This window comes from Campylobacter sp. Cr9 (assembly GCF_020138295.1).
Lineage (GTDB): Bacteria > Campylobacterota > Campylobacteria > Campylobacterales > Campylobacteraceae > Campylobacter_E.
The window spans coordinates 12567-32799 of the sequence record NZ_JACGBH010000008.1; the positions used below are offsets into that span (position 1 = coordinate 12567).

Genomic DNA, 20233 nt, shown 5'->3' on the forward strand with positions numbered 1-20233 from the left:
CATTCCTTAAAGTTTAATAATAGCGATTTCACTAGGTGCTAAAAATCGTATAGATGGACCCCAAAATCCAGCACCACTGCTAACATATAGTTTTGTCTTTTTGCCTATTTCATAAAGCCCATGTAAAAATCCTTGCTGCATTAATACTAAAATACTAAATGGAAAAATCTGCCCTGCATGAGTGTGACCACTTAAAACCAAATCAAATTTGCTTAAATCAAATTTCTTAGCTACAACAGGCTGATGAGCTAATAAGATATTATACTTTTCTTCCTTATAACTTTTAAAAATAGGAGCTAAATCCATAGGCATTCCGTATTTTGCTCCCCTTAAGTCATTTACACCGCTTAGCACGATTTTACCTAAGTCAATGCTTTCATTTTCTAAGACTTTTATATTTGTTTGTCTTAATTTTTCTAGTATTTTAGTTGCGTCATGATAGTATTCGTGATTGCCTGTTACATAATAACAAGGCTTATTAAAAGTATTTAATAAATCAAGATAAGTAATTTCATCGATATTTGTATCAATCAAATCTCCTACAATTACTATAAAATCCACATCTTGAGCATTAATTTTTGCGATAAGTTCTTTTAGGAAGTCTTCATGAAGATTTTTGCCTAAATGCACATCACTTATCATTGCGATTTTTACTCCAAGTCCAGCATTAATATCTACATATTTAATAGGTGGAATCCTAATAGCTCTATAAATTCCTTGTAAAAAACAGCCAAATGCTATAAATAAAATACCTATATCGCAAATTAGTTTTAGGGTTTTTCTTCTTTGCTCATTAAAATTACCCTTAATAGTCTTTGCACTAATTAGCTTTAAAATATCATAAAAAATTGCTATCAAAAAGAAAAAGAACGAAAAACCTAAAAGTGCTGATAAAACCATATAAATAATATCAGGTAAAAAGTTTGCTCTCATAGAGAACAAAAACACAACATTACTAACAAATAAAACTACACAAAGACCTAAAAAAAATCTTTTATATTTAGGAAAAATCAAGGCAAACAAACGCCTATAAATATAAGCATTAGCGATAAATACAGCAACGCAAAATGCTATGGCAAATAATAAATGGCTTAGACTCATCTTAAATCTCGTAAAGTGATCTTAAATATTTTTCATCGTGAATTACTAAGCTTTTATCATCATTAAAACTAATAATTCCATCATTTTTAAATTTAGCTAAAAGTCTTGAAAAAGTTTCAGGTGCAAGATTTATAAAAGAAGCTAATTGAATGTGTTTTATTGTCTTAAACAACTCATTTTGTTCGCAAATTAATTTAGCTAGTTTTGCTTCAGCACTCAAAATCATTTCATTATGAACGAATTCTGATAAATATATTAACTTTTTTGATAAACCACTCAAAAGCGCTAATACAAAATCGCTTTTAGTTAAAAATTTATTCTTTAATTCATCAAAATCTATTTTAATAACTTCTCCACTATTTAAAAAACACGCACTAGCAGGAAAAGGAATATTTTCAAAGTTTGCAAGCTCAGCAACAAAAGAAATAGGAGTTAATTTATGCATAAAAATTTCAGCTCCTTTTTGATTGGTTTTATAAACCTTAATATTTCCTTTAATTAATAGATGTAAATACTTACTACTTTCTCCTTCAAAAAATAGCATTTCACCTTTTTCATAGCTTTTATGAATGCAAATTTTTGCTAACTCATTAAGCTCATTTTCGCTAAAATTTTTAAAAAAAGAAATTTGCTTTAATACTGCTTTCATTGGCACTCTTTTTACTTTCTTAAAATAGAATTATGAAAAATCATATCAAGGAATTACAAATGTTTAGATTTGCTCCATCGCCTACTGGCAATATGCATATTGGAAATCTTAGAACTGCAATTATTAATTATGTATGTGCTAAAAAATATAATAAAAAGTTTATTTTAAGAATAGAAGATACTGATACAGCAAGAAATATTAAAGGCTTAGAAGAAAATATTAAAGAGATTTTAACTCTTTTTGGAATTAATTGGGATGAGTATTATGTGCAAAGCACACATCTTGCAACTCATCAAAAATTAGCTGCTAAATTACTTGAAAACGGCTCGGCATTTAAATGCTATTGCACTGAAGCTGAGCTTGAAGCTAAAAAAGAATTAGCTAAGAATGAAAAAAGAGCTTATAGATATGATGGAACTTGCGAGAATTTGAAACAGGAATTAGAAAAACCTTTCGTAATAAGACTTAAAAAGCCAAAAGCTACAATCACATTTAAAGACGAAATTAAAGGCGAATTATCGTTTGAACCAAACGATGTTGATAGCTTTGTAATCTTAAGAGCTGATGGGACACCTACATATAATTTTGCATGTTCTATGGATGATATGTGCGAAGGTGTTAGTTTTATTATCCGTGGAGAAGATCATGTAAGCAATACTCCAAAACAAGAGCATATTAAAGCTAGCCTTGGCTTTAATGAGAGTATGCAATACGCACATTTGCCTATAATCTTAGACGAAGTTACAGGGCAAAAAATGAGTAAAAGACAAGATCATTCAAGTGTAGCTTGGCTGCTTGAGCAAGGGTTTTTGCCTGATGCTATTGCTAATTATCTTTTATCTTTAGGAAATAAAACTCCTAATGAAATCTTTACTATGCAAGAAGCTATTTCTTGGTTTGAAATAAGCAATATTTCTAAATCTCCTGCTAGATTTAGCATGGCAAAATTAAGATTTATAAATCGTGAGCATATAAAATTACTTGATGATGAAATATTAGTAAGGCTTTTATTTAAAGATGAGTTTTTAGCTAAGTTTAATAATCCTAAAGCTCTTGCAAAATTAGCTAAGCTTTATTTAGAAGAAGCTAGTACGCTTAATGAGATTAGAGCAAAACTTAGCGGGTTTTTCTTACCTTTTAGCGTAGTATTTGCAAATAATGAAGAATTTATTGAAAGTGCAAAATTATTAGAAAATGAATTAAAAAATCCTAATTTAGCACATAAATATGATGAGTTTAAGCAAAATCATTCTTGCAATCTAAAAGGCAAACAACTTTTCATGAGCTTAAGATTATTATTAAGCGGAGCAAATCACGGACCTGAATTAGCTGCTATTTATGAAATAATTGCACCTTGTATGAGTGAGTTTTTAAAGGTTAAAAATGAGCTTAGCTGAATTAATCGTTATATTTTTTGGTGTTTTAATTAAAGGGCTTGATTTATATTTTTATGTAATTGTGGCATATTGCTTGTTTTCTTTTATTCCACAAGCATTTAGCCATCCTATCGGATATAAAATATATATGATAGTTTATAAATTAGCCAAACCTGCATTTGATTTAGTCTATATGATAATACCTGCTAGATTTTTAACAATAGGAATGATTAGTCTTACTCCTATTGTGATTTTTGTAGGTATTCATTTATTACAACTTGGACTTATTCAGTTATTAAAGTTTATTTTAAGCATATTTTAAAGGATATTAATGAAAAAACTACTTAGTATTTTAATAATCACTCAAGCATTGTTTTCATACACTTATGAAGAATTAAAACAAGAGCCAAATTCACTTGCTAAAGACTTCTTTTTATACAATTTATTAAAAGATAAAGAAATCAAAAAAGAAGATTTAAAGGAATTTAAAAGCCATATATTTCGTTTTTTAGGCGTTATTAAAAAAGAATATGACAAAGTAGCTATTAAAGAAGCTCCAAAGCCTTTAAGCCCTGATTCTTGTTATAATTATTCTATTAATTCTATTATGAACGCAAGCGAAAAATGTCAGGTTTTTAGACTAAAAGAAGTGAATTTTGCTAAAAAATTAAGTGTTGAAAATCTAAAAAAATTAGCAAATACTTTTAAAGATAGTAATAAAGAACTAAGCTCACAATTAAGTATTCTAGCAAATAAAAATCCAATAGCACAAAGCATTAAAACAGGTGATGGCAAGACCTTGATGAAGCTTTATTATGATGGGTATAAATTAGATGATTTTTCTCCAGGTCCAAAGACAAGAGCTAGTATGATGGAGCATCCTAATGCTTATAAATTTTTAAACTCAGCTTTAGTAGATGATAAATATCCAAAAATAAGAGAAAGATTAAGCTTATTAGATAAAGAAGACGCTAAAGAAGATTTAGCATTTGCTTTAGGTTTAAATGCTTTAATGTTTAACAAAAACGCTTTAGCAGAGAAATATTTTTTAAGAGCAAGTAAAACTTATAAATACAAAAGACCAAGAGATAATGCCTTATTTTTTGCATATTTAGCAAGTAATAAAACAAGACATTTAGATACTTTAGCAAATAGTGAAGATTTAAACATTTATAGTATTTTAGCAAAAGAGCTTACAAACACACCACTTCCTAAAATCATAACCCCAAATCCAACAAAAACTATTGATTATCCAATAGATGATGCTTTAGTTCAAGCAAGATTTATGATTGAGCTAAAAAATGCAAATAAAGAAAAATTAGAGCAAATGAAAGAGCAATTTGATGCTAAAAATACTCAAGGTCAATATTTAGTAATTAGCGATAAATTAAGTAATTTTAAAGATAACATTTATCCTATTCCATTCCCCGAAGAGCTAAGTAATTATAGTATAGAGCAAAAGGCTTTAATACTTGCAATTGCTAAGCAAGAGAGTAGATTTTTACCAGCTTCGGTTAGCACTTCTTATGCTTTAGGTATGATGCAATTTATGCCTTTTGTAGCAACTCATACGGCTAAGGTTGATTTTAATGATAATAATTTTGATGTTACAAATATGTTTAAGCCAGAAATTGCATATAAGTTTGCAAATGCACATTTAAACACTTTAAAAAAGGGAGTAAATCATCCAGTTTTTATAGCTTATGCTTATAATGGTGGTTTAGGCTTTACTCAAAGAATGCTTAAAAAAGATTATATGTTTAATAGTGATTCTAAATATAAAAAATATGAGCCGTTTTTATCAATGGAATTAGTGCCTTATTTAGAAAGCAGATTGTATGGTAAAAAGGTTTTAGCAAATTATTATATCTATCTTAAGATTTTAGGAAAAGATGTAAAAATGAGCGATTTTATAAGAGATTTAAACAAGCAAAGTGATGCTTTAAAAGTTAGGAATTAATCTTTAATTCCTAATTCAAATTCTTAGTAATTTTAAAAGAATTTGAATTAGGAATTTGCTTTTTAAAATGCTTTATTGTTTTAATAATCTTTGTTTTTAAAATCAGTTATTTGATTTAATTTTACTAAGAAAATTCATTTAAGTTTTTTAAAAATATTTATAAAAATTGAAAAGAATTTGAAATAGGAATTTAAAAAAATAATATTTAGATTTCATAGAAGAAAAAGAATTAATCTGTTTTATACAAATTCAAATTAAAAAAGCTAATTTTAACTTCTTAAGAATAATCTTATAAGTGTCAAAAATCAATATTAAAACAAATTCCTATTTCAAATTCTTTCTTTGTTTAAATACTAAAACATAAGCTTAAAATAATTCTATATTTCTTCTTATTTCAACTCTTGCACGGATTATTTGTGGTTTTTGTGGTTTGGGTGGTTTGGGTGGTTTGGGTGGTTTGGGTGGTTTGGGTGGTTTGGGTGGTTTGGGTGGTTTGGGTGGTTTGGGTGGTTTGGGTGTGTTTTGTTCCGAGCGTATAATGATTATCAATAGTTTTTACTTAAATTATTAAAGAATTTGAAATAGGAATTTGATTTAAAATACTTAATCCCTAAATATTTTAGGGATTAAAGTTTTAATAAAAGATTATATGAACCTTTTGGCTACCATGAACGCCAAATACAGTTACAAGCTCAATATCAGATGTTCTACTAGGACCTGCTATGTATAAAATATTAGTAGGTAATACATCGTTTTCAGCCTTTATTCTAGCAAGACCACTTGCAAGTGAAGGCTCGATTTTCGTCTTATCAAGTAGCATAATGCAAAGCATTGGTGCAAGGCTTAACATTCTAGGTTGGCTAGCACTTGATTTTACACAAGCAACCCCATGTGAGCTAATAGCAAACTCTACATCAATTACTGAAAAATCACTATGAAAAACTTCACTTCTTAGCTCTTCAACACTTTTATCAAAACAAACTTTTTTGCTTGCATTGATTTTTTCTACATTAGCACTTAAGCTTTTTGGATAAATTAATGATGTATATCCATAAGAGCTTGTGATTTTGTTTATTTCATCATAAACATTGTCTAAGCCATCAACTTCATGAACTTCAAATTTATTTTCGCTCATTTTGATTTTTGTTTCTTCTAAAGGATTATCGCTTTGTTTTATATGAACGCTTGGATCTACACTTTTTTCGTTTAATTCGTGCTTTATTCCACATTCAATTGCGTTTAATATTTGATTTCTTGAGCGATTGCTGATTTCTTCAATTCTTTTATTCATAAGAAACTCCTTCTAAGTTCTCTAATTCTTTATATATATTTCCTTTAAGTTCAGGTAAGTCTTTATATGTTGCCCAATTTTTAAGCACAGGCAGACTTGTTCCTACGCTTTGTAATAGCCAGTTAAACTTACTTGCATTACCAATAGCAACTCTCCACATTTTTGGACTTGTAGCAATATCAGCAAACTTAGCAAATCCATAGCTTTCCATTGCACTATGCTCTAATTCATTTGCACCTAGTGGAGCATTATCTCCAGCTTCACCTATCTTATCACGGCGTAGTTTTCTAATCATGCTATCAAGTGGGATTTTTACAGGGCAAACTTCAGAGCAACGACCACATAAAGAACATAAACTTAAAATATCTCCATGCTCATTCATTCCGAATAATTGTGGCGATATAACTTCTCCGATTGGTCCAGGATAAACAGCATCATAGCTATGACCGCCGATTTTATCATACACAGGACAAAAGTTCATACAAGCACCGCATCTAATACAGCGTAACGCTTCATAATAATTTTCGTTGCTTAAAATATTTGTTCTATGGTTATTAAACAATATCACATGCACTTCTTTAGGACCATCTAGCTCATCAGCTTTTCTAGGACCTGTGATTATATTATTATATGCAGGTATGAATTGTCCCGTTGCTGAAGGGGTTAATAATGTATCGGTTGTAGCTGCGTCAGTAAAGCTTTCTACGATTTTTTCAATTCCACAAATTGCTACATGAATAGTTGGAGCTGTAGTACACATTCTACCATTACCTTCATTTTCAATCAGCCAAATAGCACCTTCACTAGAGATTGCAAAATTCACCCCACTAATACCCATTTCTAAGCCTTCAAATTCATTTCTTAGATGAGTTCTAGCAATTGCGTTTAATTTCTCAGGCTCACTTTCTTTTGCAACGCCTAATTTTTCGCTAAATAATTCTCCAATTTCATAGCGGTTTTTGTGAATTGCAGGAACAACGATATGAACAGGAGTTTCATTGCCTAATTGTAAAATTAGCTCTCCTAAGTCAGTTTCAATCGCATTTAAGCCTTTGTGTTCTAAATAATGGTTTAAGCCGATTTCTTCGCTTGCCATTGATTTGCCTTTTAATACCTTGCTAACTTTCTTTTCCATCATTAGCTCATAAATTATCTCGCAAGCATCTTCTTTGGTATTTGCAAAATGAACTTTCATTCCATTTTTTGTAGCGTTTTTTTCAAATTCTAATACTCTATCTTTTAAAGTATATAAAGCATTATTTTTTGCTTTTTGTGCCTTTGTTCTTAGCCCTTGCCAATCTTGAAATTTTGCATTAATTAAAGCTTTTCTTCTATCTTGTAAAGCGTGCATTGCAGAGCTAACGTTTTCTCTCATTTGCTTATCAGCTAATTTAGTTTTGATTAATTCGCTATGATTTTTCATATCTTTTCTCCTTGCATTCTAGCAGCTAAAAAGTCATATAAATGATAAGTTTTTATATCAAGACCCATTTTTGCAATTGTTCCACGAATGTTTAATAAACACCCTCCATCAGCAGAGATTATAACTTTTGCTCCACTTGCAACAATATCATTTACTTTTGCTTGAGCCATTGCGTTTGAGATTTCAGGTTCTTTTACACTAAATGTTCCACCAAAACCACAGCATTCTTCTTCGTATTTAAGTTCAACTAATTCTACATTTTTAAGACTTCTTAATAAATTTTTATTAGCATCAATGCTTTTTTGAACTCTTAAAGCGTGGCAATTTGTATGCCAAGTAACCTTAATAGGTTCGCCCTTATCTTCAATCTTAAATCCGATTTGCTCTAAATACTGACTAAGCTCTATTACTTTTGAGCTAAATTTTTTGATTTTTTCATAATTTGCATCATCTTTAAAAAGCTCAACATAATCATGGCTCATCATACCGCCACAGCTTCCGCTAGGAATTACGATAGGTAAATCTTCATTGAATAACTCAGCATTGTATAAAGCTACTTTTTTAGTATCTTTAAAATATCCTGTGTTATAACTAGGTTGCCCACAACAGGTTTGATCTTTTTTAAAAATCACTTCAACTCCGGCACTTCTTAAAAGCTTAATAGAGTTTAAAATCGTGTTCTGCATAGCAGCACTTGCTAGACAGGTTGCATAAAAATATACTTTTTTTTGCATTTTTAACCCTTTTTAATAAAATGATAATTTATTATATTACTTTAACGATATTAAAGGGTTAAGATGATTTTCTATGCGATTATTTTTTTAAATATTTTTATTTATTTTTTAGGGTTTTTAATCGGCAAGCGTGTTTTAGTAAGTAATTTTGCACTTTATCATGGAAGTGATTTTTATACATTTTTTACTTATTCATTTTTGCATAGTGATTTTAATCATATTTTTATGAATATGGTTATGCTTTTTATGCTATCTCATATTCTTAGATTTTGCAATAAAACTCATTTAGTGTTAGTGTATGTTTTAGGTGCTATTTTTTCATCTTTAGCGTATTATTATTTAATGATAAATATGGGATATTATAATTTTGTTTTATTAGGTGCTAGTGGAGCTATTAGTGCTTTAATGGGCTATGCAGCAATTGTTTTAAGACAAAATGGCTTTTTTGTAGCGATTGCAATTACAAGCTTAATTAGTGCTTTAATGTTTAGTAATGTAGCGTGGCAAGCACATATTTTTGGAGCAGTATTTGGAGCAATTTTTGCTTATGGAGTTTATTTTTTAAGGAGATAAAATGAAGAATTTTTTAAAAGGTTTTGGTTTAGGCTTTGGCTTATTAGTGTTTTTTATTTTAGGTTTAATGATTTCTAAAGCTTATAATTTGCTTATTACAAATGATAAAAGCCAAATTGTAAGAAATATAGAAGTATCAAAAAAGGCAAATTATGATTCATACATATCATATCCTAGATTTAGTGCTAGCAAATTTTTAAGCACTAAAGAAGACTTAAGCGATAGCGAAAAAGCAAGTATTACAAATACATTTAATAAGGTTTTAGAATTAGTAAGAAATAGTAATATTTGCGTAGGCGGTAGCTATATGTTAGAGCAAAATATTGCTTATAAAGATGGTTTAAGTGTGCCTAGTGGATATAGATTTAATTCTGGTTTTGAGTGTAGATTTAACAAAGATGAGCTTAGTAGCTATCAAAATTTATTAAAAAACATAAATGAAATTCTAGCTAATAATGACTATATTGCACTAAATATCCCTGCAATAAAATCAATAGTAAGTGATAATACTTTAGATAAAATTCAAGATGAATTACATGATGAAATATATAAAAAAGCTGATGAATTAGCAAAGCATTATTCAAATATTTCAAAGAAAACTTGTGTAATCTCAAATATAACTTATGATATTCACGCATACCCTAAGAGATTAATGAATGCTGATATTGCTTATAGTGTTCCTGTTGAAAACGATACACTAGAAAGATTAAAAGCAACAATTACTTTAGAATGTAAATAAGGATGAATTATGAGCGAGATTTTAACAAAAGGTTGGGCTGCTTATGATGAAGCAGCTAATTTTAAGCCAATTACTTTTAAAAGAGCTGCGTTAAAAGATGATGAAATATTATTAAAAACTCTTTATTGTGGGATTTGTCATAGTGATATTCACGCAGCAAGAAATGAATGGGGCGTTACAAAATATCCTATCGTTCCAGGTCATGAGATTGTAGGAGAAGTTGTTCAAGTTGGCAAAAATGTTAAGGAATTTGAAATAGGAAATAAGGCTGGCATAGGCTGCTTGATTAATTCTTGTGGCGAGTGTGAAGCTTGTCTTAATTCAAACGAGCAGTTTTGCTCAAAAGGCGCTGTATGGACTTATAATAGTGTTGATTATTTTAATAATAATGAAATCACAAAAGGTGGATATTCAAATTATATAAAGGTTCATAAAGATTTTGCGATAAATATTCCAGAAAATGCACCGCTTGAGCTAATCGCACCGCTATTTTGTGCAGGAATTACTACTTATTCTCCACTTAAGTTTTCAAAAGTTAGCAAAGGCATGGATGTAGCAATTGCAGGATTTGGTGGTTTAGGTGTAATGGCATTTAAATATGCTAAGGCAATGGGTGCAAATGTAAGCGTAATCGCAAGAAACGATACTAAAAAACAAATTGCATTAGAACTTGGAGCAAGTAATTATTATAACGATATTAATAATGTTGATAAAAGATTTGATGTAATAATTAGCACAATTCCAAGTAAATATGATGTATTAGCATACGCAAGAGTTTTAAAATACGGCGGAGAAATGGCAATTGTAGGCTTGCCTCCGATTGATGAAAAAGTATCAATTAGCCTAAATGCTTTAATTAGAGTAAGTCATAAGAAAATTTATGGCTCATTAATAGGCGGGATTAAAGAAACTAAAGAAATGCTTGAGTTTTCACTAAAGCACGAGATTTATCCTGAAGTAAAAATCATAAGTGCAGACGAGATTAATAAAGCTTATGATGATTTATTAAATAATTCTAGCTCATTTAGATATGTTATAAAATTTGATGAGTAAGAGATTAATCTTAAGCCTAATTTCTTTAGGCTTAATTTCGTTTTTAAGCGTATTAATAGAAACTTCTTTAAATGTAACTTTTGAATACTTAACAAAAACTTATGAAATTGATATAAAAACAGCATCACTACTTACTTCTATGTTTTTATTAGCTCTTACTTTAATTATGCCTACAAGTTCATTCTTATTACAAAGATTTAATACAAAAAAATTATTTATATTTACAAATTTTTTATTTTTATTAAGTCTTTTAGTGTGTGCTGGTTTTAATAATTTTTATATTTTAGTTCTTGCTAGATTTTTACAAGGAATTGCAGCAGGAATTGCCTTGCCTTTAATGTTTAATATAGTAATTATTAAGGCTAGTAAAAAGTATTTTGGATTTTTAATAGGATTTTGTGTATTTTTAGTAGCTACTGCACCTGGTTTTGGACCAATTTATGGTGGGTTTATTATGAAATATTTTGAATTTAGAGATATTTTCATATTCTTAATACCTTTTTTAGTGTTTGCATTGATTTTAGGGATTTTTAATATTGATGATTTATCTAGCAAGGCTAGTTTTGATTATAAAGAATATTTTTTGATTTTAGGATTAATTGTAAGTTTAGTTTGTAGCGTTGATAATATCGGATTTTTTATAGTATTTTTGCTTTTATTATATTTATTAATAAAGCTTAAGAGTAATATTTTAAAAGTTGCTTTTAATTATAGATTTTTTTGTTCTAGTTTAATGGTATTTTTAATGCAGTTTTTTGCTTTATCTTATTCTTTAATACTTCCTAATTATTTGATTTCGGTATTAGAATATGATAGTTTTAATGCTAGTAAAGTTATGTTTTTAGGCTCAATTAGTGCTGCTTTATTAGCTCCTATTAGTGGATTTTTAAGCAATGTTATAGGTAGTTTTAAACTTGCATTTGCTGGAGTAATATTAATTATTTTTTCAAATATTTTATTTTTATATTTAGATGAAAATTTATTAAATTTTTCAATATCGTATTTAGTTTATGCTTTCGCTCAAGGAATATCTATGAGTGTAATTATTGCTTATTCAATCAATTTAAGTAGCGATAAAACAAATGCAAATACTTATATAAATACTTTTCAACAATGCTTTGGAGTATTAGGAGTTTTGGTAATTTCAAAAGTATTTAATGATAATTATTTAATAGGATTTAAAAACTCAATATATGTGATATTAAGCCTTGCATTTTTGCAACTAATACTTATTTATTTTGCTTTTAAAAATAAATGTTAGGTCAAGATCTAAATTCAAATTCTTTTGTTTATTTTAATCTTTTAAACTAAGATTTTAAAGGATTAATAATGGAAAATATTTTAATGTTAATGATAGGCGTTTCAATTTTTTTAGTTTTTATTGTAATCGCTGCTTTTATTTGGGGATTTAAAAATAGGCAATTTAGCGAGAATAAAGGCTTTTTAGAATTAAACGACAGCGAAGAAGCTTTGCAAGATGCAATAATTTTAGAAAATCGCAAAAAAGAATTAAAAAATCCTAAAAAAGCTTTATTTTTAGATAGAGATGGCGTGATAAATCGTGATTTTTCTTATGTTTATGAGCTAGAAAAATTAGAATTTATGCCAAATATTTTTGAAATTGTTAAGTTTTTTTATGATAAAGGATATTTAATATTTATTATCACAAATCAAAGTGGAGTAGGGCGTGGATATTTTAGCGAAGAGCAAATGAATATTTTTAATAATGCAATAATTAAAGAATTTTCTAATCATCAAATTAATATTGCTAAAATTTACGCTTGTTTGCATACACCAAATGATAATTGCGAATGCAGAAAACCAAAAGCAGGAATGATTATAAAAGCTTGCAAGGAGTTTAATATAGATTTAGCAAACTCTATTTTCATAGGAGATAAGCCAAGCGATATGCAAGCTGCTTTTAATGCAAATATTAAAAATCGCTATTTATTTAGCGATAATGAAAATTACGAAAACGCTAAAAAAATTAGTGATTTATTAGATATTAAAAAGGATTTTTTATGAAAAATATAAAAGCCCTTGTTGTAGGGGATTTGATACAAGATATTTATATTTTTGCAAATTGCACGAGAATTAGCCCAGAAGCTCCTGTGCCTGTCATTGTTCCAAAGGAAGAAAAAAAGGTATTAGGTGGAATGGCAAATGTGGCTGCAAATTTAGCAAAACTTGGTGCTAGTGTTAGTGTTTTGAGTGTTTTAGGTAACGATGAAAGCTCAAAATATATAAAAGATGAGCTAAATAACAAAGGCATAACTTGCTTAATCTTAGAAGATACAAATAGAAAAACAACTACTAAAACTCGTATTTTTGGCTCAAATCAGCAAATAGTAAGAATTGATGTAGAAACAACAGAAGAAATCAGTCAAGATTTAGCAAATAAATTAATAAATTTAGTTTTAGATAAACACTATGATGTAATAGTTTTTAGCGACTATGCAAAAGGAGTTATTACGCCATATCTAGCACAAAAACTAATTGAATATGCAAAAAGCAAAAATATCTTAACTCTAGCAGACCCAAAGAATGATTTTTATAAGTTTAGTGGTGTTGATATTATCACGCCAAATCATAAAGAAGCTTGTGAGTTTTTAGGCAAATTTGATGAAAAAAGCGATGAAGAATTAACAAAAGCTTTAGAAAAATTACAAAGCGAATTAAAGCTTAAAATTCCTTTAGTAACTCTAGGTTGCAATGGAATAGCAGCGATTTATAATGATAAATTAAATCGCCATTTTGCACTTGCAAAAGAAGTTTTTGATGTTACAGGTGCAGGTGATAGTGTGATTTCTTCATTATCATTTTTCTTAGCAAATGATTTTCATATAGGTAAAAGCATTGATTTAGCAAACAAAGCTGCAGCAATAGTTGTAGGTAAAATCGGAGCTGTTAGCGTAGGGCTAAATGAAATAATTAATTTTAACAATGAGTTTCATAAATGCAAAAATATAGAAGAAATAATTGAGCTTAGCAAAGGAAAAAAAGTAGTATTTACAAATGGTTGCTTTGATATTTTGCATTACGGACATTTAAGCTATTTAAGAAGTGCAAAAGAGCTAGGAGATTTGCTAGTAGTTGGGCTAAATAGTGATGAGAGTGTAAAAAGGCTAAAAGGTAAAGAGCGACCAATAAACGATATAAAGACAAGAAAAGCAATGCTTAATGCTTTAGAATTTGTTGATTTTGTGTGCGAATTTGGCGATGATACTCCGATTGAACTAATTAAGGCTTTAAAACCTGATGTTTTAGTAAAAGGTGCTGATTATGAAGGTAAGATTGTAGTGGGTAGCGAGTTTGCAAAAGAAGTAAAATTGCTAGAATTTAAAACAGGATTTTCAAGCACAAATATAATAGAAAAAATAAGGAATAGTAATGATTAATAAATTAATGTATGAATTAAACGAGCATAAAAATGCTTTTAATAAAGTTGATGAAAAATATTTAAACGACATCATAAAAGCTTATGAGATGATTAAAACAGCCTTAGAAAATGGCAAAAAACTGCTAATTTTTGGCAATGGTGGAAGTGCAGCAGATGCTCAACACTTTGCAGCTGAGCTAAGTGGAAGATATAAAACCGAGAGAATGGGGCTTAGTGCGATTGCGCTTAGCACAGATACTTCAGCACTTACTGCTATTGGCAATGATTATGGATATGAATATGTGTTTTCAAGACAAGTTGAAGCTATTGCAAAGCAAGGCGATGTGGTGTTTGGAATAAGCACAAGTGGGACAAGCAAAAATGTAATAAATGCGCTTGAAGTAGCTAAGCAAATGGATTGCGAATGTATTTTAATGGCAAGCGAGAAGCTTGAAACAAGTCCATACTTTGCCCTAAAAGCTCCAAGCTTAGATACTCCAAGAATTCAAGAAATCCATATTTTTACAATCCATAGCATCTGCGAATTACTTGATGGGTATTTTAAATAAAAAGAGCTTTTAATTTAAAAGAATTTGAAATTCCTATTTCAAATTCTTGATTTTTTTGGCGTAGCTTTTAATTCTTGTAGAGTTGATTATCACGCAGATTGAACTAAGCGACATAAATATACTTGCGATTAGTGGGTTTATAAGTCCATTGAAAGCTAATGGAATGCTTATGATATTGTATAAAAAGCTTAAAGCTAGATTTGTCTTAATTAATTTATATGTTTTTGTAGCTAATAAATGAGAGTTTTTAATACCTATTAATTTATTATCAAGCATAACAATATCGCTTGAATTTAGAGCTAAATTACTAGCGTTTTTAAAGCTAATTCCAACTAGTGCAAGTTTTAATGCTAATGCGTCATTTATGCCATCGCCTACCATTAAAACTTTGTTATTTTTGCTAAAGTTTTCAATCGTTTTTAACTTATCTTCAGGCAAACATTCATAATAATATTCGCTAATTCCTAGCTCGTTTGCTATTTTTTCGCAAGGTTTTTGCTTATCTCCTGAGAGCATTACTACTTTTATATTAGATGATTTTAAATAATTAATTAGATTTAGTGCATCATCGCTAATTACATTAGAAAATACAAAATGCTCTAAAATTTCATCATTTTTAGCGAAAAACACTTCGGTTTCATTCTTTGAAATCGCATTTATATTGTATTGTTTTAGTAGTTTTGCTGAGCCAAAAATATATCTAATTCCGTTTTCAAATTCCGCCAAAACTCCTAAGCCATTTAGCTGAATTAGATTAAAATCCTTTTCGCTTGGTTTTATATCTTTTAAATACTCATTTAGTGAGCTTGCAATTATGTGATTGTTTTTATTTAAAATTGCTTTTAATATGCTTTTATCATTATCATTTAGATTAATATTGCTTAATAATTCAAGTTTTGATTTTGATAATACCCCTGTTTTATCAAATACAGCCATATTTATTTTGCTAAGATTTTCAATAAAACTTGCGTTTTTAAATAATACTTTAAGCTTTAAAGCTTCGTGAATACATAAAATATTTCCAACAGGAGCACTAAGTGCTAGAGCGCATGGACATGCGATTATTAATAAACTTACACTTCTAATAATTGCTTCATTTATATTAGAAATATTGTATAAAAAGCACAAAAATGCAATGCTAAAAATCGCATAACAAAAATAAACTCCGATTTTATCTGTTAGTCTTTCAAGGTTTGATTTTTTGGTTTTATTTAATAAATTCGCTAATTTATTAATATAACTATCATTAAAAGTGCAGCTTGCAATATAATCAAAACTAGCACATTCAACCACGCTAGCACTTTTTATAAAATCACCTTTTTTAATATTTACTAATTCACTTTCGCCTGTAATTGCGCTAAGGTTTAATTTAGCATCGTTTAAAGCATATCCGTCAATTAAGATTTTATCTCCTAAAAATACTCTTAAAACATCATCTTTTTTAATATTTGTAACGCTGATTTTTTCTATATTTTCACCTTTAATTACATTTACACTAGCGTTTAATAAATCGCTTAAAAAGTCAATATTTTCTAAGGCTTGTTTTCTTGCGAGTTGTTCTAAAAATCTTCCTATAAAAACAAAGCAAATAATCATAGCAACACTATCAAAATAAACATAAGGAAGTCTTTTAAACATCGCAATAATGCTATAAACATAAACAAGACTAGCACCCGCAGTTACTAAGCAATCCATATTTAAGATTTTGTTTTTAAGGGCTAAATAAGCGCTTTTAAACATTGATGAAGCACTATAAAAAAGAACAGGAGTGCATAATACAAACTCCGCAAAATTAATAATATCTTGAATGCTTTGCTCCATACTAGAAAAATACCCCGCATACCTTGCTATGCTAAGCCACATAATATTCATAACACAAGCAATTGCTACTATTAGCCTTGAATAAAACTCAATATGGGTTTTTTTAGCTTTTGTTGTAGTGCTTGGATTAAAGGCTAGGGGAGTGTAGCCAAGAGATATAATGGTATTTAAAATATCTTTTGCATTAGTTATTAGGGGATTATATTCTATACTAGCTCTTTTGGTGTGATAGTTTATATCAATTTCTAAAACACCTTCGTTTTTTAAAAGCATTTTTTCAATGAGCCAAACACAAGCAATGCAATGCAAATTATCAATTAAAATTAAAATTTTTTCATAATTTTCTTCTTTTTGTATGAAAAACGAGTGTTCATCATAAGAAATTTTCTCATCTACTTTAGATAAATTAGTGGCATTTTTATAAAATTCTTCTAAATTGTTTTCATTTATTAGATTATAAACATTTTTACAGCCATTACAACAAAACACCTTTTCGCCTTGAAAAATCATACTTTTTTCATCAAAATCTAACCTACAATGAAAACACTTCAAGATAATTTCCTTTAATTTTATTGACAATTTTATTTTTAATTTATAAAATAATTTTTAATACTTCGTTTTTTACAAATAAGGAAATCAATGGATAAAGATATACAAACAGAACAAAAGCAAGATAAAAAAAATCAAAAAAAGCATATTCCAGTAGATGGATATAAAATAGAAGAATTAAAACTACTAACTCTTGAAAAATTAATAGAAATCGCAAACGAAGCTGGTGTAGAAAACCCTATGGAGTTTAGAAGACAAGAGCTTATGTTTGAGATATTAAAAGCTCAGACTAAAAAAGGTGGCTTTATTCTTTTTACAGGTATTTTAGAAATTAATCAAGAAGGTTATGGCTTCTTAAGAGCAATGGATGCAAATTTAAGTGATAGTGCAAACGATGCGTATGTAAGTAATTCTCAGATTAAAAAGTTTGCTTTAAGGGTTGGAGATATTGTTACAGGTCAAGTAAGAGAACCAAGAGAGCAAGAAAAGTATTATGCTTTACTTAAGATTGAAGCTATTAATTATCTTCCTTTAGCAGAAGCTAAAAAAAGAGCTTTATTTGATAACCTTACTCCTATATTTCCTACTGAAAAACTACAACTTGAGTATGACCCATTAAAGCTAACTGGTAGGGTGCTTGATTTATTCACTCCTATTGGAAAAGGACAGCGCGGGCTAATAGTTGCACCTCCTAGAACAGGTAAAACTGAGCTTATGAAAGAGCTTGCAACTGCAATTGCAAAAAATCATCCAGAAAGTCAATTAATAGTTCTTTTAATTGATGAGCGTCCTGAAGAAGTTACCGATATGCAAAGATGTGTTAAAGGCGAAGTTTTTAGTTCTACATTTGATCAACCAGCACTAAATCACGTGCGTGTAGCAGAGCTTGTAATTGAAAAAGCTAAGCGTTTAGTAGAAATGGGAAAAGATGTAATTATTTTACTTGATAGTATCACTAGACTTGCAAGGGCATATAATACTGCAACTCCAAGTAGTGGCAAGGTTTTAAGTGGTGGTGTTGATGCGAATGCTCTTCATAAACCAAAGAGATTTTTTGGAGCTGCTAGAAATATAGAGCATGGTGGAAGTTTAACGATAGTTGCAACAGCTTTAATTGATACAGGTTCAAGAATGGATGATGTGATTTTTGAAGAGTTTAAGGGAACGGGAAATAGCGAAATTGTTCTTGATAGAAATATTTCAGATAGAAGAATTTATCCAGCAATTAATATAACCAAGAGTGGAACAAGAAAAGAAGAATTATTGCAAGGTCCAATTAATTTACCTAAGATTTGGGCAATTAGATCAGCAATGAATTCTATGGAAGATGTTGAAGCACTTAAGTTCTTATATGCAAAAATGTTAAAAACTCAAAATAATGAAGAATTATTATCAGGATTAAACGAATAATATGCAAAGTCTATCGCTTAAATATCGCCCAAAAAATTACGATGATTTGATAGGTCAAAGTGCTGTTAGTAAGAGTTTAAAATATGCACTTGACAATAAAATAATAGCAAATGCTTATCTTTTTTCTGGACTTAGGGGCAGTGGAAAGACAAGTTCAGCTAGAATTTTAGCAAAAGCACTAAATTGTGAGCGTGGAATTAGCTCAACTCCTTGTGGTAAGTGTGCTAGCTGTTTAAGTAATGATGGGATTGATATTTATGAATTAGACGCTGCTAGTAATCGTGGGATTGATAGTATTCAGGATTTAATAGAAAATACAAAATACGCACCACTTCATTCAAGATTTAAGATTTTTATAATTGATGAGGTGCATATGCTAACTCGTGAAGCTTTTAATGCACTTTTGAAAACACTTGAAGAACCACCTGCACATGTTAAGTTTATTTTAGCAACAACAGATGTTCATAAATTACCACCTACAATTTTGAGTAGGGTTTTACATTTTAGATTTAAAAAAATTCCTATTCAAGATATTGTAAGTAGAATGGAATTTATTTTAGCAAACGAACAAATACCTTATGAAAAAGAAGCTTTAATGCTGATTGCAAGAAGTGGCGGTGGCTCTATGAGAGATAGTCTAACTTTACTAGAGCAAGGTATTATTTATACTCAAAAAAGACTAAGTAAAGATAGTATTGCATTAATGTTAGGTTTGATTGAACCTAGTCTTATTAAGCAGTTTTTTGTAGATATTTTAAATGCTAATGATAGTGGTATATTTAAGTTTTTAGAATTAGCTAAATCTTATGAAGCTAGTATTGTTATTGATGAGATTAGCTCGTATTTAAAGGATTGTTTTGCAAATAATAATCCTAATTTTTCTCTAGTTTTATATGATAGATTTTTTCATATAATTGCAAAAGCTAAGAATATGACAAAGATAAGCGATGATGATGAATTTATTTTATATATTCTTGCGTTTTTATTAAAAGAAGCAGTTGGGCTTAAGAGTATTGACAAAGAAATTAATGAGCCTATTACTAATAAAAATGAGCAAGATTATTTAAATTTCATCACAATGATTGCTAAAAGAGATTATAGATTAGGAGAAATTTTTAAAAATTACGCATCTTTTGTTAGTTTTGATGGTAATGAATTTTGCATAAAAATTAATCCAAATAATGAAGAAGATAAGCAATATTTCAAACAATATTATGGCTCGGTTGTAAAAAATATATTTGCAAGCATATTTAATGATGCAAAATTAGTTTTAATAAGTGATTTGCCAAAAGCTAATGAAGTAAAGGTCGAGCCTTTACAAAAAGTAAAACAAGAGTATGAAGAAGAAATCAAATATCCTGAATATCAAAGTGATGATTATTTGGATTCAGATTTTGCTTTTGAAGAAGAAGAGAATGTTTATGAAATACCAGATGAGGTTTTAGAAGACTATGACCCTGAACTTCAAAATATACTTTTTGAATCTTTAGTAAAGATTAAAATAGAAAATAATAATCTAGAATTACATGTAATGCCACCATGCAATGAGAAAGAAAAAGGCGTTTTAAGAGCAAATATTAAAGATGTTTTAGCTAAATGTAATGCT

General features: G+C 29.0%; 18 protein-coding genes and 1 pseudogene. 13 read left to right on the plus strand and 6 right to left on the minus strand.

The annotated features are described in order from the left end of the window. Positions 1-6 precede the first annotated feature (6 nt). Positions 7-1101, minus strand: coding sequence for a metallophosphoesterase (locus tag AVANS14531_RS04975; RefSeq protein ID WP_336611543.1), 1095 nt, complete (start codon positions 1099-1101; stop codon positions 7-9). A 1-nt stretch (position 1102) separates the two neighbouring features. Next, the gene (locus tag AVANS14531_RS04980; RefSeq protein WP_336611544.1) at positions 1103-1750 is read right to left on the minus strand and encodes a Crp/Fnr family transcriptional regulator; all 648 of its coding nucleotides are present in this window, start codon (positions 1748-1750) and stop codon (positions 1103-1105) included. A 59-nt stretch (positions 1751-1809) separates the two neighbouring features. On the opposite strand from AVANS14531_RS04980, the gene gltX reads away from it, so the two are divergent. The 4 genes from gltX to AVANS14531_RS05000 all read left to right on the plus strand — a co-directional run bounded on the left by gltX (position 1810) and on the right by AVANS14531_RS05000 (position 5657). Beyond that, on the plus strand, positions 1810-3147 hold the full coding sequence (gene gltX / locus AVANS14531_RS04985; RefSeq protein ID WP_336611545.1) for a glutamate--tRNA ligase: 1338 nt from the start codon (positions 1810-1812) through the stop codon (positions 3145-3147). Next, positions 3134-3448, plus strand: a complete 315-nt coding sequence (locus AVANS14531_RS04990) for a YggT family protein (protein WP_239818251.1) — start codon at positions 3134-3136, stop codon at positions 3446-3448. The genes gltX and AVANS14531_RS04990 overlap by 14 nt, the downstream gene beginning before the upstream one ends. Before the next feature lie 9 nt (positions 3449-3457). Beyond that, complete coding sequence (locus AVANS14531_RS04995; RefSeq protein ID WP_336611546.1) at positions 3458-5086, plus strand: lytic transglycosylase domain-containing protein; 1629 nt, start codon at positions 3458-3460, stop codon at positions 5084-5086. 430 nt (positions 5087-5516) lie between these two features. Beyond that, positions 5517-5657 carry a hypothetical protein gene (locus AVANS14531_RS05000; RefSeq protein ID WP_336611547.1) on the plus strand — a complete coding sequence of 47 codons (141 nt, stop codon included), beginning with the start codon at positions 5517-5519 and terminating at the stop codon, positions 5655-5657. 63 nt (positions 5658-5720) lie between these two features. On the opposite strand, the gene AVANS14531_RS05005 is transcribed toward AVANS14531_RS05000, so the two are convergent. Genes AVANS14531_RS05005 through AVANS14531_RS05015 form a run of 3 tightly spaced genes read right to left on the minus strand, consistent with a single transcriptional unit; the run spans position 5721 to position 8534 of the window. Then, positions 5721-6377, minus strand: coding sequence for a lactate utilization protein (locus AVANS14531_RS05005; protein WP_336611548.1), 657 nt, complete (start codon positions 6375-6377; stop codon positions 5721-5723). After that, the gene (locus AVANS14531_RS05010) at positions 6370-7800 is read right to left on the minus strand and encodes a LutB/LldF family L-lactate oxidation iron-sulfur protein (RefSeq protein WP_336611549.1); all 1431 of its coding nucleotides are present in this window, start codon (positions 7798-7800) and stop codon (positions 6370-6372) included. Before AVANS14531_RS05010 ends, AVANS14531_RS05005 begins: the two co-directional genes overlap by 8 nt. Next, positions 7797-8534 (minus strand): (Fe-S)-binding protein, encoded by a 738-nt coding sequence (locus tag AVANS14531_RS05015; protein ID WP_239818256.1) that lies wholly within the window; start codon positions 8532-8534, stop codon positions 7797-7799. Before AVANS14531_RS05015 ends, AVANS14531_RS05010 begins: the two co-directional genes overlap by 4 nt. A gap of 63 nt (positions 8535-8597) precedes the next feature. On the opposite strand from AVANS14531_RS05015, the gene AVANS14531_RS05020 reads away from it, so the two are divergent. From AVANS14531_RS05020 to AVANS14531_RS05050, 7 genes are all read left to right on the plus strand, one after another. Further along, complete coding sequence (locus AVANS14531_RS05020; protein ID WP_336611550.1) at positions 8598-9107, plus strand: rhomboid family intramembrane serine protease; 510 nt, start codon at positions 8598-8600, stop codon at positions 9105-9107. 1 nt (position 9108) lies between these two features. Beyond that, positions 9109-9846 carry a hypothetical protein gene (locus tag AVANS14531_RS05025; protein ID WP_336611551.1) on the plus strand — a complete coding sequence of 246 codons (738 nt, stop codon included), beginning with the start codon at positions 9109-9111 and terminating at the stop codon, positions 9844-9846. A gap of 9 nt (positions 9847-9855) precedes the next feature. Further along, positions 9856-10899 (plus strand): NAD(P)-dependent alcohol dehydrogenase, encoded by a 1044-nt coding sequence (locus AVANS14531_RS05030; protein WP_336611552.1) that lies wholly within the window; start codon positions 9856-9858, stop codon positions 10897-10899. Then, entirely contained in the window at positions 10892-12160 is a 1269-nt protein-coding gene (locus tag AVANS14531_RS05035; protein WP_336611553.1) for an MFS transporter, read from the plus strand. Before AVANS14531_RS05030 ends, AVANS14531_RS05035 begins: the two co-directional genes overlap by 8 nt. 68 nt (positions 12161-12228) lie before the next feature. Next, entirely contained in the window at positions 12229-12924 is a 696-nt protein-coding gene (gene ccoS, locus AVANS14531_RS05040) for a cbb3-type cytochrome oxidase assembly protein CcoS (RefSeq protein WP_336611554.1), read from the plus strand. Continuing rightward, positions 12921-14297 (plus strand): D-glycero-beta-D-manno-heptose 1-phosphate adenylyltransferase, encoded by a 1377-nt coding sequence (rfaE2, locus tag AVANS14531_RS05045; protein WP_336611555.1) that lies wholly within the window; start codon positions 12921-12923, stop codon positions 14295-14297. Before ccoS ends, rfaE2 begins: the two co-directional genes overlap by 4 nt. Continuing rightward, positions 14290-14847, plus strand: coding sequence for a D-sedoheptulose-7-phosphate isomerase (locus AVANS14531_RS05050; RefSeq protein WP_336611556.1), 558 nt, complete (start codon positions 14290-14292; stop codon positions 14845-14847). Before rfaE2 ends, AVANS14531_RS05050 begins: the two co-directional genes overlap by 8 nt. Before the next feature lie 33 nt (positions 14848-14880). Here the strand turns inward: AVANS14531_RS05050 and AVANS14531_RS05055 are convergent, their stop codons facing one another. Beyond that, a complete protein-coding gene (locus AVANS14531_RS05055) occupies positions 14881-17220 on the minus strand; it encodes a heavy metal translocating P-type ATPase (protein WP_336611557.1) in 2340 nt (779 codons plus the stop codon). An 87-nt stretch (positions 17221-17307) separates the two neighbouring features. On the opposite strand from AVANS14531_RS05055, the gene rho reads away from it, so the two are divergent. Beyond that, positions 17308-18627, plus strand: coding sequence for a transcription termination factor Rho (gene rho, locus AVANS14531_RS05060; RefSeq protein ID WP_214118675.1), 1320 nt, complete (start codon positions 17308-17310; stop codon positions 18625-18627). A gap of 1 nt (position 18628) precedes the next feature. After that, positions 18629-19507 (plus strand): annotated as a pseudogene (gene dnaX / locus AVANS14531_RS09235) (DNA polymerase III subunit gamma/tau); the annotation flags it as partial. Positions 19508-20233: the final 726 nt, after the last annotated feature.

What these genes read in the sequence shown, in the direction of transcription:
- rfaE2 (WP_336611555.1), top strand. Translation starts at nt 12,921, where the DNA reads ATGAAAAATATAAAAGCCCTTGTTGTAGGGGATTTGATACAAGATATT.
- AVANS14531_RS05020 (WP_336611550.1), top strand. Translation starts at nt 8,598, where the DNA reads ATGATTTTCTATGCGATTATTTTTTTAAATATTTTTATTTATTTTTTA.
- rho (WP_214118675.1), top strand. Translation starts at nt 17,308, where the DNA reads ATGGATAAAGATATACAAACAGAACAAAAGCAAGATAAAAAAAATCAA.
- AVANS14531_RS05050 (WP_336611556.1), top strand. Translation starts at nt 14,290, where the DNA reads ATGATTAATAAATTAATGTATGAATTAAACGAGCATAAAAATGCTTTT.
- AVANS14531_RS04990 (WP_239818251.1), top strand. Translation starts at nt 3,134, where the DNA reads ATGAGCTTAGCTGAATTAATCGTTATATTTTTTGGTGTTTTAATTAAA.
- AVANS14531_RS04995 (WP_336611546.1), top strand. Translation starts at nt 3,458, where the DNA reads ATGAAAAAACTACTTAGTATTTTAATAATCACTCAAGCATTGTTTTCA.
- AVANS14531_RS04975 (WP_336611543.1), bottom strand. Translation starts at nt 1,101, where the DNA reads ATGAGTCTAAGCCATTTATTATTTGCCATAGCATTTTGCGTTGCTGTA.
- AVANS14531_RS05015 (WP_239818256.1), bottom strand. Translation starts at nt 8,534, where the DNA reads ATGCAAAAAAAAGTATATTTTTATGCAACCTGTCTAGCAAGTGCTGCT.
- ccoS (WP_336611554.1), top strand. Translation starts at nt 12,229, where the DNA reads ATGGAAAATATTTTAATGTTAATGATAGGCGTTTCAATTTTTTTAGTT.
- AVANS14531_RS05025 (WP_336611551.1), top strand. Translation starts at nt 9,109, where the DNA reads ATGAAGAATTTTTTAAAAGGTTTTGGTTTAGGCTTTGGCTTATTAGTG.
- AVANS14531_RS05030 (WP_336611552.1), top strand. Translation starts at nt 9,856, where the DNA reads ATGAGCGAGATTTTAACAAAAGGTTGGGCTGCTTATGATGAAGCAGCT.
- AVANS14531_RS05010 (WP_336611549.1), bottom strand. Translation starts at nt 7,800, where the DNA reads ATGAAAAATCATAGCGAATTAATCAAAACTAAATTAGCTGATAAGCAA.
- AVANS14531_RS05035 (WP_336611553.1), top strand. Translation starts at nt 10,892, where the DNA reads ATGAGTAAGAGATTAATCTTAAGCCTAATTTCTTTAGGCTTAATTTCG.
- AVANS14531_RS04980 (WP_336611544.1), bottom strand. Translation starts at nt 1,750, where the DNA reads ATGAAAGCAGTATTAAAGCAAATTTCTTTTTTTAAAAATTTTAGCGAA.
- AVANS14531_RS05005 (WP_336611548.1), bottom strand. Translation starts at nt 6,377, where the DNA reads ATGAATAAAAGAATTGAAGAAATCAGCAATCGCTCAAGAAATCAAATA.
- gltX (WP_336611545.1), top strand. Translation starts at nt 1,810, where the DNA reads ATGTTTAGATTTGCTCCATCGCCTACTGGCAATATGCATATTGGAAAT.